This window comes from Streptomyces sp. NPDC001056, assembly GCF_053598955.1.
In genome coordinates this window covers 19,977-36,208 of the sequence record NZ_JBSFLI010000052.1, presented here as the reverse complement: position 1 = coordinate 36,208, position 16,232 = coordinate 19,977, and the positions used below count along the sequence as shown (strand labels likewise).

Below are 16,232 nucleotides of genomic sequence, written 5' to 3'. Positions count from 1 at the left end.
GCGACGCGGACGATCTGGCAGCCGGACGCGGTCAGCTCGGCGATCTGCTGGAGGGTGGCGCCGACGTCCGACGTACGGGTCGTCGTCATCGACTGGACCGAGACGGGCGCGTCTCCGCCGACCGGCACGCTTCCGACCTGGATCTGCCGACTCTTGCGGCGCTCGGCGAGCTTGGTCGGAACGGACGGCATGCCGAGAGAAATCGCAGTCATCTGCTGTGCAACCCCAAGTCGTGGATCAAGGTCCGGCCCCGTGATACGGCGGGCTCCAGGGTCCGAGATTACGGCACCGGCGCGTGCGCGGGCACATCCCACCCGGGAGAGCCGCTCATCGGGTGGCGGCCGGGCGCGGTACGGGAAACGGCCCGGAACCCAAGGGTCCCGGGCCGCCGTGAACGCCGGACGGCTAGGAGATTTTCACCGGGTTGACCACGTCCGCGATGAGCACCAGGACGGTGAAGCAGACGAAGATCCCGGCCACCACGTAGGCCACCGGCATCAGCTTGGCCACGTCGAACGGGCCGGGGTCCGGGCGGCGCAGCACCCGGGCCAGGTTGCGCCGCAGCGCCTCCCACAGTGCGCCGGCGATGTGGCCGCCGTCGAGCGGGAGCAGCGGGAGCATGTTGAACAGGAACAGCGAGAGGTTGAAGCCGGCGAGCAGCATCACGAACATCGCCACCTGCTGGGAGGCGGGGATGTCCAGGGTGGCGATGTCGCCGGTGATGCGGGCCGCGCCGACGATGCCCATCGGGGAGTCCGGCTGGCGCGGGCCGTTGTCGAACGCGGCGTTCCACAGGGCCGGGATCTTGCCGGGCAGGGCGGCGAGGGAGTCGACGGCGTCGCCGACCCGGTCGGACATCCAGGTCACCGACTCGCCGAAGTCCTGCCGGACGACGCCGGTGGCGGGGCTGAAGCCGAGGAAGCCGGCCTTCACGTAGCCGTCGACGTAGTTGCCGCCGGAGTCCTTCCTGGCGACCTGGTTGGTGGCGATCGTCGGGTGCAGGGTCACCTGCTCGCCCTTGCGGTCGACGACGACCGTGACGCTCTTGCCGGCGCTGGTCCGGATGAGGTCCGAGAGGGTGTTCCAGTCCTTGGTCGCGTGGCCGTCGAAGGAGACGATCCGGTCGCCCGCCTTCATGCCCGCCTGCGCGGCGGGGGACGACGGGTCGGACTTCTTGCAGCTGTCGCGGTGCTGGCTCTGCGCGATGACGCAGGGCGAGACGGACTCCACGACGGTGGTTTCCTTCTGGATGCCGAAGCCCATCAGCACGGTGAGGAACAGGGCGACCGCGAGGACCAGGTTCATGAACGGGCCCGCGAACATGACGATGACGCGCTTCCACGGCTTGCGCGTGTAGAACATGCGCGTCTCGTCGCCGGGCTGGAGCTCCTCGTAGGCCGCCGAGCGGGCGTCCTCGATCATCCCGCGCCAGGGCGAGGTGGAGCGGGCGGAGACCCGGCCGGCGTTGTCCGGCGGGAACATGCCGATCATGCGGATGTAGCCGCCGAGCGGGATCGCCTTGATGCCGTACTCGGTGTCGCCCTTCTTTCGCGACCACACGGTGGGGCCGAAGCCGACCATGTACTGCGGGACGCGGATGCCGAAGAGCTTGGCCGTCGACAGGTGCCCCAGCTCGTGCCACGCGATCGAGACGAGCAGACCGAACGCGAAGACCACTATGCCGAGGATGAACATCAAGGTCGTCATGCACGCGCCTCCGCGGTCGCCGTCGTGGCTGTGATCTCACGGGCCCGGGTCCGCGCCCAGGTCTCCGCTTCGAGGACGTCCGACACCGTGAGCGAGGTTCCCGCATCCGGGGTGCCGTGTTCCTCGACGACCCGGGTGACGGTCTCCATGATCCCGTTGAAGGGCAGCGCGCCGTTCAGGAAGGCCTCGACGCACTCCTCGTTGGCGGCATTGAACACCGCCGGCGCCGTCCCCGCGAGCTTTCCGACGTGCCGGGCGAGATTCACCGAGGGGAAGGCCTCGTTGTCCAGCGGGAAGAACTCCCAGGTGGACGCCTTGCTCCAGTCGAAGGCGGGCGCGGCGTCCGGAACCCGTTCGGGCCAGCCGAGTCCGATGGCGATCGGGCCCCGCATGTCGGGGGGCGTCGCCTGCGCGATCGTCGACCCGTCGGTGAACTCGACCATCGAGTGGACGTACGACTGCGGGTGCACGACCACCTCGATGCGGTCGAACGGGATGTCGTACAGCAGGTGCGCCTCGATGACCTCCAGGCCCTTGTTGACCAGGGTCGCGGAGTTGATCGTGATCACGGGGCCCATCGCCCAGGTGGGGTGGGCGAGGGCGTCCTCGACGGTGACGCCCGCCAGGTCCGCCTTGGTGCGGCCGCGGAAGGGGCCGCCGGAGGCGGTGACGACCAGCTTGCGCACATCGGCGCGGGTACCCGAGGCGAGGGCCTGGAAGAGGGCGGCGTGCTCGGAGTCGACCGGGATGATCTGGCCGGGCTTGGCCAGCGCGGTGACCAGCGGGCCGCCGACGATCAGCGACTCCTTGTTGGCGAGCGCGAGGGTGCGGCCCGCCTCCAGGGCGGCGAGGGTCGGCGCGAGGCCGATGGAACCGGTGATGCCGTTCAGCACGGTGTGGCAGTCGGAGGCCGCGAGCTCGGTGGCCGCCTGCGGTCCGGCGAGGATCTCGGGCAGCGGCTCCCCGGGCCCGTACGCCGCGGCGAGCGCCTCGCGCAGGGCCGGCACGACGTCCTCGCGGGCGACCGCGACGGTGCGCACCCGCAGCCGGTGCGCCTGCTCGGCGAGGAGGGAGACCCGGCCGCCGTTGGCGGACAGCGCGGTGACGCGGAAGCGGTCGGGGTTGCGCAGCACGAGGTCGATGGCCTGGGTGCCGATGGATCCGGTGGAGCCGAGGACCACCACGTCCTTGGGGCCGTCGCCCGCGAGGGGGTCGTAGACGAGGTGGGGGTCGGCGAGGGGTGCCGGATGGGCAGGGCTGTCGGTCATCCCCCCATTGTGGCCGCACGCGCCGGCGGCCCGGACAGGGTGTCCCCCGAGGGAGTGTGTCCGAATGCGGGGGATGCGTGAAGATCATGTGATAGCACTTCGGTCTGCGCTTCCGCGCTTCTGCGTTCCAGTGCCTCCGCACGTCGCGGACGACATCCTTGGGGGGATCTCTCCATGCGGACCATACGGCCGCGCGCCGCCCTGCCCGCCCTCGCCGGCGCCGCCCTGCTCGCCGGCACCCTGCTCGGCACCCCGGCCCAGGCCGCCGGGGGCGTGAAGATCTACCACGTCTGGTTCGACAGCCCCGGCTCGGACAACCGCTCGACCAAGAGCCTGAACGGCGAGTGGGTGCAGATCAAGAACACCGGCGGCTCGGCGGTCTCGCTCAAGGGCTGGGTGCTCAAGGACGCCTCGAACCACCGGTACGTCTTCCCGAACGTCAAGATCGGCGCCGGGAAGTACATGAAGATCCACACCGGGACCGGCTCGGACACCGCGTCCGACAAGTACCAGGACCGTCGCGCCTACGTCTGGAATAACGACAGGGACACGGCCACGCTGACCAGGGCGAGCGGCGCCAAGGTCTGGTCCTGCTCCTGGACGCCGCGGGACCCCAGCGACAAGTACTGCTAACCGCCGTACGGCCTGCGGGCGTTGTCCGCGGTGGGCGGTCCGGGGGTCGCGTCGGCGATCCACGGGCCGTCCTCGGAGGGGTCGACGATGCCCTCCTCCAGCCAGGTGTAGGCGCCGCCGAGGACGCCCTTGACCACCTTGCGGTCGAGGTCGTCGGTGTTGGTCCACAGCCGTGCGAAGAGTTCCTCGACGCGGACGCGGGCCTGGCGGCAGAAGGCGTCGGCGAGCTGGTAGGCCTCGCGGCCGTGCTCGTCGCGGGTGCGCAGCCGCTCGGCGCGCACACAGGCCGCGCTCATCGCGAACAGCTCCGCGCCGATGTCCACGATCCGGCCGAGGAAGCCCTGCCTGGTCTCCATCCGGCCCTGCCAGCGGGACATCCCGTAGAAGGTGGCGCGGGCCAGCCTGCGGGCCGCGCGCTCGACGTAGCGCAGATGGCAGGACAGGTCGACACCATGCCGGAACTCGCCGTACGAAGACGGCAGTTGACCGGGTCCGGCGAGCAGCCTCGGCAGCCACTTGGCGTAGAAGACGCCCGCGTGCGCGCCCGCCTTCGCCTTGTCGGACAGGGACTTGGCCGGGTCGATGAGATCGCCGGCGACCGAGAGATGGGCGTCCACGGCCTCCCGGGCGATCAGCAGGTGCATGATCTCCGTGGAGCCCTCGAAGATCCGGTTGATGCGCAGGTCGCGCAGCATCTGCTCGGCGGGTACGGCCCGTTCGCCGCGCGCCTTCAGGGACTCCGCCGTCTCGTAGCCGCGGCCACCGCGGATCTGGACCAGTTCGTCGGCCATCCTCCAGGCCATCTCGGAGCCGTAGAGCTTGGCGAGGGCGGCCTCGATGCGGATGTCGTTGCGGTCCTCGTCGGCCATCTGGGAGGACAGGTCCAGCACCGCCTCCAGGGCGAAGGTGGTGGCGGCGATGAAGCTGATCTTGGCGCCGACGGCCTCGTGCAGCGCGAGGGGCTTGCCCCACTGCTCGCGCTCCGCCGACCATTCACGGGCGATTTTCAGACACCATTTGCCCGCGCCGGCGCACAGCGCGGGCAGCGAGAGGCGGCCGGTGTTGAGAGTGGTGAGCGCGATCTTCAGACCGGCGCCCTCGGGCCCGATCCGGTGCGCGGACGGCACCCGCACCCGGTGGAACCGCGTCACGCCGTTCTCGATGCCGCGCAGGCCCATGAAGGCATTGCGGTGCTCGACGGTGATGCCCTCGGACGTGGCCTCCACGACGAACGCGGTGATCCCGCCCTCGTGCCCCTCGGACTTCGGCACCCGCGCCATGACGACCAGCAGGTCGGCGACGACCCCGTTGGTGGTCCACAGCTTCACCCCGTCGAGGACGTACTCGTCCCCCTCGGGCACGGCCGTGGTGGCGAGCCGCGCCGGATCGGAGCCGACGTCCGGCTCGGTGAGCAGGAAGGCGGAGATGTCGGTGCGGGCGCAGCGGGGCAGGAAGGCGTCCTTCTGCTCCTGGGTGCCGAACATCTTCAGCGGCTGGGGCACGCCGATCGACTGGTGCGCGGACAGCAGCGCGCCGACCGCGGGGCTCACGGAGCCGACCAGGGCGAGCGCCTTGTTGTAGTACAGCTGGCTGAGACCGAGGCCGCCGTACTTCGGGTCGATCTTCATCCCGAGGGCGCCGAGCTCCTTCAGGCCCGCGACGACCTCGTCGGGGATGCGGGCCTCGCGCTCGATGCGGGCCGAGTCGATCCCCGTCTCGCAGAAGGCGCGCAGCTTGGCCAGGAACTCCTCCCCGCGCCGTACGGACTCCTCCTCGGGCAGCGGATGCGGGTGCACGAGATCGAGCCGGAAGCGCCCGAGGAACAGTTCCTTGGCGAAGCTGGGCTTGCGCCAGTCCTGCTCCCGGGCGGCCTCCGCGACCTCGCGGGCCTCGCGCTCGGTGACGGTGCTGCGGTTCTTGGTGGGGGCGGACACTGAGGATCACCTCGCCGCGAAGAGGGACGACCGGGAAGGTTCGCTGTCGACCGGTGCTACTGGCTCGTTGGTACCGGAAAAGGGACGGCCCCGCCACCCCTCCCGGGGGCATGCGGGGCCGTTCGGGTCGGTTCTGCCGTGAACGGGTCGGGCCGGCCCTGCTCAGCAGAGGTCGACCATCGCGCTCCCGTCGTCGCCGGTCGCGGTCACGTACCGGTCGATGCCCGCCTGGTCGTCAGCGGTGATCGCGGTGGCCAGAGCGGCGCGGTCGGAGGACTCTTTCTGGATCGCGGACCTGATCGCCGGGTCGGTCGCCACGTCGGCCGCCGCGGACAGGTCCTGGGCGAGTCGGCTGTTGTCCGCGGCCCACGCCTCGTCGGCGGCCGGGTTGGTGACCGGCATCGTCGCCCCCCTCTCGTCGCTGGCCTGCTTCGCCGCGTAGTACTCGTCGCATCCCGCCGGCCGCGCGAAGGGATCGGAGGCGGATTCGCCGGGCGTCTCCGTCAGCTCGGCCGGGAGGGAGAACGAGAACGACGGGGTCGGCCCCGCGCCGCGCGCGTCCCCCGAGCCCGGCTGTCCGTTCCCGGAGGAGACCGAGCTGACGGCGTAGCCCAGACCGGCGACGAGCGCGCCGGCGGCGACCAGCGAGACGACGGCCGTGACCACGCTGCTCATGCCGACCCCCGCGGCTGCCGTGCCCCCGGTGGCTGCCGCCGCGCCGCCGCCCGAGGAACCGGCGGCGGCGTGCGCGGGCGCGGAGCCGAGAGCACCGTGCGCGGGCGCGGAGCCGAGAGCACCGTGCGCGGGCGCGGAGCCGACGTGGGCTCCGCCGCCCGACGGGGACGCCGCGCCACCGGACGCCCCGCCGTCGTGGCTCGGAGTACCGCCCCACGAGCCACCGCCGTCGTGACCCGGGGTGCCGCCCCACGAAGCACCGCCGTCATGGGCCGGAATGCCGGGTCCGGTGGGCGCGCCGGGGTGGGCGGCCGGTCCGGAGCCGTTTCCGCCCATGTACTGGTGGACGTCGAAGTGGGGTGGCGCGGCACCCGCGTGGGCGCCCGCGCCACCGTGGGCCCCCGCGCCCCCATGGGCTCCGGCACCGGCGCCTGCTCCCCCGTGGACTCCCGCGCCACCGTGGGCCCCCGCGCCCCCATGGGCTCCGGCGCCGCCGTGGGCCCCCGCGCCGCCATCGGCTCCCCCGCCCCCGGCGGAGCCGTGCGCCGACCCGGCGGAGCCGTGTGCCGACGCCCCGGTGTCGCCCAGTGCGTACCCGAGCCGCGCCGCCTCGGCCAGGAGCGCGGCGTACACGACCCGGCGGCCGATCAGCAGGGCCCGGACCGCCTCCTCGTGCAGGAAGTACCCCTCGGCCCGCCGGTCGCCCGCGGCCCGGGACGCGGCCCAGCCGCGGCCGAGCAGCCGCCCCCACACGCCCAGCCGCAGCGAACGGGCCAGTCCCGGCGACGACGCCCGTACGAGCGCCACCGCGAGGTCCGGGCGGCCGGCCGCCTCGGCCGCCTCGGCCGCCTTCTCCAGAACCGGGCCCTGAGCCGCCAGCTCCGGTGGCGTGGTCTCACGGAGGGACGCCCACCGGACGAAGTGGTCGCACAGCCGCTCGGCCGGGAACGGGGCGGGAAAACGCCGGCGCAGCACCGGCACCGTGTCGGCGACGGAGCCGTACCCCTGCTCCCCGTTCCGCGCCAGTCCGAGGCGCACCAGGCGGTCGCACACCGCCTCGGGCTCCGTCACGTCCGCCAGCGCGCCGATGTGCGCGGCCGCCACCTCGGCCCCGTCGAGGGTCGCCAGCAGCCGCAGCACCCCCATCGCCGGCGCGTCCTGCGCCAGCCGGTCGAGCAGGGCCGGGAGCAGCGCCGTGACCTGGCCCGCGCGCGGGAGCCTGCCCCCGCCCGCCGGGTCGGACCGCGCCACCGCGGCCGCCCACAGCAGCGGGAGCGGTCTGCCGTCCGCGGCCCGCCACAGCTCGGCGGCCGTCTCGTGGTCCGCCTCCGGGACCGGGCCGCCCAACTCCCGGGCCAGCAGCTCCAGTCCCGCGGCCTGCGACAGGCCGCGCAGTTCCAGCGCGGTGCCCCCGCTCCACAACGACCGCTCGGCGCCGGCGAAGACGAAGACCGCCTGGGGCGCCGTGTCCATCAGTTCCAGCATCTGATCGGAGGTCAGGTCGGCGTCGTCGACGTACACCGTCACCCGTACGCCGGTCATCAGCCGTTGCAGCTCGGCACGGGTCGGCGCGTATCCGGGAGCTTCGTAGCAGGCCTCGAAGACGTCCTGGGCGAGGTCCTCGACGCCGCGGTGGGCGCCGCCCAGGAAGACCACCCCGTCCGGGCCGGGCGGCAGTCGCCGCGCGGCGTGCCGTAACAGTGTGGTCTTGCCGATCCCGGGCGGTCCCCACACCTGCACCGGGCCCCCGGCGCGGACGGCCGCCTCCAGCGCCTGCGTCTCGCCCTCCCGGCCCACCGGCTCCGGCAGGCTCCGGGGCAGCACCGCGGCCCGCGGCCGGCGCCGGGGCCGAGGGCGTTCGGGGCCCACCAGGACGGTCACCCGCGAGCCGTGCTGTGCGTCGACGACCACGTTGTGGTTGCCCGCGATCACGGGGCCGCTCGTGCTCCCGCCGATGTCGATCCGATGCGTCGCCCGCGCGTCGTCGGGCGTCGAGGCGCTGTCGTCCGCGTCCGGCATGGCTCCCCCGTCTCGTCCGGTCCGCCGCCGTTCGCCGGCCCGACCGACCGTCACCCTAGTGGCGCGCGGGGTCGGGGAAACCGTCCTGCGACGGTTTCCGTCGCGAAGGCTCCGCCGACCCGTGTTCCCGTGGGGACACGCCCCCAGAGGGAGATCAGCTGTCCGATCGGCGGAGACGGCGGCGCCGCAGAACGCGCGGTCGCGGGGGCGGCTCCGGCTGCCGACGATGTCGCGGGAAGGCCCGGTCGACGTACGGCAGGCTGCCGGTGCCGACCGGCCTCATCGACGGCCTGCCCGAACAAGTCGGCCGCGTCCGTGCCGGCCCGTGTTCCCGCGGTGTTCCCGCACGTCTGTGGGCCAGGGCCGCGTTCCGGCCGCTTCCGCAGGTGACACGCCTGGAGACGGAAACGGCCGCAGCCCCCGCACAGTGGGCTGCGACCGTTCCGTTCCGACCTGTCCGTGGCAGGCCGGGTCCCAGGGGATCGCGCCGCGGCAGACCAGCTCTGTCGGACCTGTCCGGCGGACCGGTTCCGCCGGACGGGTCCCCGGTGGATCAGAGCGCGAGGCCGGTCAGGACCAGGACGCGCTCGTAGGTGTAGTCCTCCATCGCGGAGCGGACGCCCTCGCGGCCGACGCCGGACTGCTTGGCGCCGCCGTAGGGCATCTGGTCGGCGCGGTAGGACGGCACGTCGCCGATCACGACGCCGCCGACCTCAAGGGCGCGGTGGGCGCGGAAGGCGGCCTGGAGGTCGTGGGTGAACACGCCCGCCTGGAGGCCGTACTTGGAGTCGTTGACCGCCGCGAACGCCTCGGCCTCGCCGTCCACCTTCTGCACGCTGAGGACCGGTCCGAAGACCTCCTCGCGGGCGAGGGTGACGTCCGCCGGCAGGTCGGTGAGCACGGTCGGCGCGTACGAGGCGCCGTCGCGGTCACCGCCGGTGAGCAGCGCGGCACCGGCCTCGACGGCCTCCTTGACCCAGGACTCCACGCGCTTGGCGGCGTCCTCGCTGACCAGCGGGCCGACGTCGGTCTTGTCGTCGTTCGGGTCGCCGGTGACCTGGGCCTCGACGGCGGCCACGATGCGCGGCACCAGCCGGTCGTACACGGACGCGTCCACGATCACGCGCTGCACGGAGATGCAGGACTGGCCGCCCTGGTAGTTGGAGAAGGTCGCGATGCGGTTCGCGGCCCAGTCCAGGTCGGCGTCGGAGGCGAAGTCGCCGAGGACGACGGCCGCGCCGTTGCCGCCCAGCTCCAGGGTGCAGTGCTTGCGCGGCACCGAGTCCATGATCGCGTAGCCGACCTTCTCGGAACCGGTGAACGAGATGACCGGCAGGCGCTCGTCCTGGACGAGGGCGGGCATCCTGTCGTTGGCGACCGGCAGGATGGACCAGGAGCCGGCCGGCAGGTCGGTCTCGGCGAGCAGCTCGCCGATGACCAGACCGGACAGCGGGGTGGCCGGGGCCGGCTTGAGGATGATCGGGGCGCCGGCCGCGATCGCCGGGGCGACCTTGTGGGCGCACAGGTTCAGCGGGAAGTTGAACGGCGCGATGCCGAGCACGACGCCCCGCGGGAAGCGGCGGACGAGTGCGAGGCGGCCCTCGCCGCCGCCGTCGGTGTCGAGGCGCTGGGCCTCGCCGCCGTTGAACCGGCGGGCCTCCTCCGCGGCCCAGCGGAACACCGAGGCGGCGCGGCCGACCTCGCCACGGGCCCACTTGATGGGCTTGCCGTTCTCGGCGGAGATCAGACGGCCGATCTCCTCGGTGCGCTCGATCAGGCGCTTGGCCACGTGGTCGAGGGCGGCGGCCCGCACGTGCGCCGGGGTGGCGGCGAACTCGTCCCGGGCGGCGTACGCGGCGGCCACGGCCTCTTCGACCTGGGCGTCGGTCGGCACGCTGACGGTGCCGACGAGCCGGCCGTCCCACGACGAGGCGACGTCGAAGGTTTCGTCGCCGGTGGCCTGGCGGCCGGCGAGCCAGAAGGCATGGGTGGAAGTCATGTGCGATTCCCGGCCTTTCCGCGTTTGGGGGCGTCCTTGGCTTTCGTGCTCCACGGTAGGGCGGCGGGGGCCGGGGGGCGCTTGTCCGTGCCGTAGCAGTAGCCGCCCCGGGCACTACTGATTGGACTACTGCCTCGCCGGTCGGGCTCCTGCCCCGCGTGCCGCCCGGACTACTGGTCGGCGGAGGTGGCCTTCAGCGCGAGCCACAGCTCCATGCGGACGTCCGCGTCGTCCAGCGAACGCCCGAGGATCTCCTCGACCCGGCGCATCCGGTAACGCAGCGTGTGCCGGTGCACGCCCAGGTCGGCGGCGGCGGCGTCCCACTGCCCGTGCCGGGAGAGCCAGGCCCGCAGCGAGGCGACCAGGTCGCCGCGGCCGGTGGCGTCGTGCTCGTACAGGGCCCGCAGCAGCCCGTCGGCGAACGCCTTCACCGCGTCGTCGGCGAGCAGCGGCAGCACGGACCCGGCGGCCAGCTGCTCGTGCTCGACCAGCACCCGCCCACGGCGCCGGGCCACCGAGAGCGACTGCTCGGCCTGCTTGTAGGCGGCCGCGGCGGCGATCGGCCCGGCGGGCGCGGACAGTCCCACGACGATTTCGTCGTCCTCGGTGGCCGGGTGCTCGGGCAGCGCCCGCGCCGCCCCCAGCTCGGTCGCCCAGCCGACGCAGGCGGTGACCGCGGCGCCGCCGTCCGCGGCCAGTACGACCAGTCGCTCGCCCTCGGGCACCACCAGTACGGCCTCGCCGGAGCGGGCGGCGGCGGCCTCGACGGTCTCCGTGAGGGCGCCGAGCCGGTCGCCGGTGGCCGCTCCCCGTGGTCCGGGGACCGACTCGGCGACGATCATCCGGAACGGCGCGTCCAGCAGTCCGCCGTACAGGTCCCCGGCGACGGCGCGGGCGTGGTCGGGCTCGCCGGCGAGCAGCATGCGCAGGACGGCGGTGCCGATGCGCTGTTCGGCGGCGTGCAGGGACCGGGAGCGCTCGGTGGTGAGGGTGAGCAGGGCGATGGCGGAATGCACGGCGTACCGCTCGGCGGTGCCGAGGGCGGCCGCGGTGCCGACGGCGAGGGCGGCGCGGGGGCGGCGGCCGGTGCCGAGGGAGTGCAGTTCGACGCGGTCCTCGTGCTCGGGGCCGCCGACCACGGAGGAGGCGGGGGCGGGTCGCTCCCTGAGCCGCTCCACGTCGGCGGTGAGCCGGGCGGCGCGGCGGCCGGCCCACTCGGGGGCCGCGGCGACGACGGTGCCCGAGGCGTCGTACAGCGCGGCCCATCCGTCGACCTGGGCGGCGAGCGCGGTGAGCAGGCCCTCGGGGCCGGCGTTCAGGGCCTGCTTGGTCAGCTCGCGCTGGGCGGCGAAGCCGGCGGTGACGGCGCGGTACTGGTCGGCCGCGATGGCAGCGGAGACCGCCTTGCTGATGGCGAGGAAGGGGGTGCGGCGGGGGACCTCGAGCAGCGGCAGCGCCGCTTCTTCGCAGGCGTCGACGAGGGCCTTGGGGATCTCCTCGTAATTCACCCCGACGGCGAACCCGAGCCCGACGACGCCGGCGCCTTCGAGCCGTCGCACGTACCGCCGCATGGCCTCCGGGTCCTCCGCGTCCAGCTTGAGCGCGGTGATCAGGAGCAGCTCGCCGCCCTCCATGTACGGCACGGGGTCGGCCAGCTCGCTGACGTGCGCCCAGCGGACGGGCACGTCGAGACGGCCCTCACCGGCGCGGACGGTCAGCTTCAGCGCCGAGTGGTGGACGAGCGAGGCGAGCGTCGGGGGCATGGGGCCTTCACGGTGACGGAGATCTGTCTTGGCCGTCACGTACCAACGGCCTGCCCCAATTCTGCCTCACCGTACGATCCCCCGCTGGCTCCTTCACCCCCTCAGATCCACCAACAACGGCGGCGCGTGCTCCCCCCGCACACTGGTCAACGACAACACGGCGTGCCCGGCCGGCACAGCGTGCGCCAACTCGGAGGCGGACCAGCGTTCGCGTTCGACTTGGCGGACGGTGACGGCCTCTGTGGTCACCGCCTTGCCGGTCACCAGTTTGCGCAGGGCATGGATGGCGCGGGTCATCGGTTGATCCGCGAACACGGTGTGCCGGGCCACGTCCCGGGTTTCCACCCACTGCGTGCCCCAGGCCTCCGCGAACCGGCTGCCGTCCCACGTGGTGACCCCTGAGAAGGCCATCCGGCAGCCGGCCGCCGCGTACAGCGGCCCGTGCAGCGCCTCCGGGACGTCCCCGACGGTGCGCAGAGCGAGCACCACACCCGCATTGCGGGAGCGCAGACGCTGGATACGACGGACCGACTCAGCCGTCACCGCGCCCGTGGCGTCATCCAGGACGAGGCAGGCGAAATGATTGCGCTCGCCTGTCATCGCCACGGCACCGAACTGGGCGAGCACCAGTCGGGTGACAATCCGGGAGGCCTCCTCATGTCCACGGTTCGGCAGGTCGATGCGGACCCGGAGCGGATGGTGGGCGAGGGCACGCAACGAGAACGGCCGGGCACCCGCTCCGTCCGCGCCGAAGAACTCCGCGAACGCCGGCCGGACCAGCAGCGCGAGCCGGTCGGCCAGGACCGGGCCCGGGTCACCCGCGCTGCCCGCCTGCCGGACGCGGGCATCGAGCTCACGGCGCATCACCGTGTGCTCGTCCGCCGCGAGCGCCGCCCGCAGCGCACCCAGGGCCAAGGGGTCCCCCTCCAGCAGTTCCCGCAGCTCAAGCAGGGTCGGAAAGCGTCCATACGCGGCCCGGTACGGGCCGAGGAGCTGGGCGAGCGCAGTGACGGCCCGCTGCCCGCTCACCGTGTCCAGGTCGCCGGCCAGCCCCTCCGCCAGGAAGGCGGCCGCCTCGTCCGGGTCGTCGGATTCCGCGTACGGGTCGAGATCGTGCACCGACGCGGGGTCGCCGAGCCGTACGACCACGTCGAAGGCGTGGTCGGGACCGAGCGGGGCGCCGGCCGGGCAGACGGAGACGACGGCGCACTGCCCGGCAAGCGCCTGCAGGCCGAGCGACTCGACGACCGGCCGGATCAGATGGTGGGTCTTGCCGGAACCGGACGGGCCGACGGCCAGCAGCGAGGTGCCCAGGGTGTCCGGTGCGAGGGCCGCGCCCGCGCCGCCGTAGGAGAGCGGGGTGCGATCACCCGGCACCCACTGCCCAAGGCGCACCTGGCCGGCGAGCAGATCGTGCCGGGCGACCCGGGTCGGCAGGTCGCGAGCGCCGGAGGGGTGGGTCCAGGCGGCGCCGGCCTCGCGCAGCACCGTGTCAGTGAAGGACGACAGCCGTGCCCGTGCCCGCGACGTGGTCCACATGTGGCCGACCCTGGCACAGTCCACGTCGTTCATCCGGCCGCTGTGCACCTCTGCGGTGAGCAGTTCGGCGGCCTGATGCTGACCGGCCTCCCGCAGCTCGGGCCACTGCGACGGCCGCCGTGCCGCGGCCGGTTCCACGGGCCCCGCGGCCTTCCCCCGCTCGCGCTCGGCGATCTTCTGCCTGGCGAACGACCACCAGCCGCCGATCCGGGCGAACGGCCATAGCACCAGCAAGGTGATCAACGCGTACAGCCCGTCGGTGAGCAGCACCGACGCGAAGACCTCGTAGCTGCCCGTGATGAGAACGACGAGGGAGAACAACGGATCCTGGACGGGCAGAGGGTCCCATCCGACACCGAAGGCCTTGGGGAAGACGAAGGCCAGCGCGACCAGGGCACCCAGAGCCGCGATGAGGGCACGAGCGGGCTGCGGCCGACGCGTGACGACGTGCCGGATGATGTCGCGCCAGCTCCCCAAGCGCGCCATGGCGTACACCAGGATCGCGAAGAACACGCCGTCGGCGACCGTCATGGCCTCGGCACCCTGGTATCCCTTCGGTGACGTGGTCCCCGTCCACCACCAGCCGTCCGGGGTGAGCAGTTTCAGGGCCGCCCACTGGTAGGGGATGCTGCCGTGCCGCCAGAGCGACCACACGAGAAGCCCCGCCGCCAGGGGAACGAAGAAGCCGACGATGGTGACGGGCGCCAGGCGCTGCTCCGGGCGCGTGGGCTTGGGCTGACGGTAGCCGAAGCGCCAGATACCCGGCTCCGCGGCCGGGCGTGCCTCGTCGAGCCAGTCGGCGACCGGGGAACGGGAATGAGGGGGCTGCGACGCGTAGGAGGAATGCGGGGCACCGGGCGGTGCCGTCGGCCTCGGTGGTGCGGCCGGGGGCTCTGGTGGGCGGGTCGGACGGGGGACCGGGTCCGGGTGGGTTTTGGGTGTGTTGTGGGTTTCGTCGCTCTGCATCCGCCCTGCCCCCTGACCAGCCGTTCCGTCCACCGTCAGCGAGTAATTTAGTGCCTGCGGAGGGGAGTTCGGCGGTTGCGGCGCCGGAGGGGGCCCAGAGGCCGCTCGCGGTCGTAGGCTCGGTATGGCCACCGCGGACAACCGCGGCCCCGGACAACGCCCACATGGAGCATGCCCACCTCCCCGTACCCGTCCTAGCCTGCGAGAAAAGAAGGCAAGCGTCCGTAATACCCCCAGGAGCCCCGCATGACCGCACTTCCGCAGGAGCGCCGCGTCGTCACCGCCATCCCCGGCCCGAAGTCGCAGGAGCTGCAGGCCCGCCGTACCGCCGTGGTCGCCCAGGGCGTGGGCTCCACGCTGCCGGTCTTCGTCACGCGCGCCGGCGGCGGTGTCATCGAGGACGTGGACGGCAACAGCCTGATCGACTTCGGCTCCGGCATCGCCGTGACCAGCGTCGGCGCCTCCGCCGAGGCCGTCGTCCGCCGCGCCTCCGCCCAGCTCGCGGACTTCACCCACACCTGTTTCATGGTCACCCCGTACGAGGGCTACGTGGCCGTCGCCGAGGCGCTGGCCGAGCTGACGCCGGGTGACCACGCCAAGAAGTCCGCGCTGTTCAACTCCGGCGCCGAGGCCGTCGAGAACGCCGTCAAGATCGCGCGTGCCTACACCAAGCGGCAGGCCGTGGTCGTGTTCGACCACGGGTACCACGGGCGCACCAACCTCACCATGGCGCTGACGGCGAAGAACATGCCGTACAAGCACGGCTTCGGCCCGTTCGCGCCCGAGGTCTACCGCGTCCCGGTCGCCTACGGCTACCGCTGGCCGACCGGCCCGGAGAACGCCGGTGCCGAGGCCGCCCAGCAGGCCATCGAGCAGATCACCAAGCAGGTCGGCCCGGACAACGTCGCCGCGATCATCATCGAGCCGGTCCTCGGCGAGGGCGGCTTCATCGAGCCGGCCAAGGGCTTCCTGCCGGCCATCCGCCAGTTCGCCGCCGACAACGGGATCGTGTTCGTCGCCGACGAGATCCAGTCCGGCTTCTGCCGGACCGGCCAGTGGTTCGCCTGTGAGGACGAGGGCATCGTCCCGGACCTGATCACCACCGCCAAGGGCATCGCCGGCGGTCTCCCGCTCGCCGCCGTGACCGGCCGCGCCGAGATCATGGACGCCGCGCACGCCGGTGGCCTCGGTGGTACGTACGGCGGCAACCCCGTCGCCTGCGCCGCCGCGATCGGCGCCATCGAGACCATGAAGGAGCAGGACCTCAACGGCAAGGCCAAGCGCATCGAGGAGGTCATGAAGGGCCGCCTCGCCGCGATGGCCGAGAAGTTCGACATCATCGGCGATGTGCGTGGCCGTGGCGCGATGATCGCCATCGAGCTGGTCAAGGACCGCACCACCAAGGAGCCGAACCCGGAGGCCACCGCCGCGCTGGCCAAGGCCTGCCACGCCGAGGGCGTGCTCATCCTGACCTGTGGCACCTACGGCAACGTGGTCCGCTTCCTGCCCCCGCTGGTCATCGGCGAGGACCTGCTCAACGAGGGCCTCGACGTCGTCGAGCAGGCGCTGGCCCGCATCTGAGGCACCGGAATCCGGCTGCGGCAGGCCGTGTGAAGAAGGTGTGCGGGGTGCATGACGGGACGGGAATCCGTCTGCCCAAGCGCCCCGGCCTGCCGTAGGTTGCTTCCCAGATGAGAGATACACCCCGTCCACGGGGGACCGTGGACGA

General features: G+C 72.9%; 10 protein-coding genes. 2 read left to right on the top strand and 8 right to left on the bottom strand.

All coding sequences use genetic code 11. The annotated features are described in order from the left end of the window. From ACWDD7_RS35270 to dxr, 3 genes are all read right to left on the bottom strand, one after another. A partial coding sequence (locus ACWDD7_RS35270; protein ID WP_450460402.1) for a flavodoxin-dependent (E)-4-hydroxy-3-methylbut-2-enyl-diphosphate synthase occupies window positions 1-212 on the bottom strand: 212 nt, incomplete at its 3' end. A 193-nt stretch (window positions 213-405) separates the two neighbouring features. After that, window positions 406-1,707: a M50 family metallopeptidase gene (locus tag ACWDD7_RS35265; protein ID WP_351880918.1), complete on the bottom strand. Its 1,302-nt coding sequence runs from the start codon at window positions 1,705-1,707 to the stop codon at window positions 406-408. Continuing rightward, a complete protein-coding gene (gene dxr, locus ACWDD7_RS35260) occupies window positions 1,704-2,975 on the bottom strand; it encodes a 1-deoxy-D-xylulose-5-phosphate reductoisomerase (protein ID WP_351880915.1) in 1,272 nt (423 codons plus the stop codon). The genes ACWDD7_RS35265 and dxr overlap by 4 nt, the downstream gene beginning before the upstream one ends. Window positions 2,976-3,149: 174 nt before the next feature. Here dxr and ACWDD7_RS35255 point away from each other — a divergent pair, with 174 nt between their 5' ends. Further along, window positions 3,150-3,608, top strand: a complete 459-nt coding sequence (locus tag ACWDD7_RS35255; RefSeq protein ID WP_450460401.1) for a lamin tail domain-containing protein — start codon at window positions 3,150-3,152, stop codon at window positions 3,606-3,608. Here ACWDD7_RS35255 and ACWDD7_RS35250 read toward each other — a convergent pair. The 5 genes from ACWDD7_RS35250 to ACWDD7_RS35230 all read right to left on the bottom strand — a co-directional run bounded on the left by ACWDD7_RS35250 (window position 3,605) and on the right by ACWDD7_RS35230 (window position 14,503). Then, window positions 3,605-5,542 carry an acyl-CoA dehydrogenase family protein gene (locus ACWDD7_RS35250; protein WP_450460400.1) on the bottom strand — a complete coding sequence of 646 codons (1,938 nt, stop codon included), beginning with the start codon at window positions 5,540-5,542 and terminating at the stop codon, window positions 3,605-3,607. The genes ACWDD7_RS35255 and ACWDD7_RS35250 overlap by 4 nt on opposite strands. Before the next feature lie 162 nt (window positions 5,543-5,704). Next, entirely contained in the window at window positions 5,705-8,236 is a 2,532-nt protein-coding gene (locus ACWDD7_RS35245; protein WP_450460399.1) for an AAA family ATPase, read from the bottom strand. A gap of 553 nt (window positions 8,237-8,789) precedes the next feature. Then, complete coding sequence (locus ACWDD7_RS35240; protein ID WP_392217092.1) at window positions 8,790-10,235, bottom strand: aldehyde dehydrogenase family protein; 1,446 nt, start codon at window positions 10,233-10,235, stop codon at window positions 8,790-8,792. Between the two features lie 170 nt (window positions 10,236-10,405). Then, a complete protein-coding gene (locus ACWDD7_RS35235) occupies window positions 10,406-11,998 on the bottom strand; it encodes a PucR family transcriptional regulator (RefSeq protein ID WP_351875700.1) in 1,593 nt (530 codons plus the stop codon). A 93-nt stretch (window positions 11,999-12,091) separates the two neighbouring features. Next, complete coding sequence (locus ACWDD7_RS35230; RefSeq protein WP_450460398.1) at window positions 12,092-14,503, bottom strand: ATP/GTP-binding protein; 2,412 nt, start codon at window positions 14,501-14,503, stop codon at window positions 12,092-12,094. Window positions 14,504-14,749: 246 nt separating this feature from the next. Here ACWDD7_RS35230 and gabT point away from each other — a divergent pair, with 246 nt between their 5' ends. Then, a complete protein-coding gene (gabT, locus tag ACWDD7_RS35225) occupies window positions 14,750-16,084 on the top strand; it encodes a 4-aminobutyrate--2-oxoglutarate transaminase (RefSeq protein WP_351875705.1) in 1,335 nt (444 codons plus the stop codon). Window positions 16,085-16,232 lie beyond the last annotated feature (148 nt).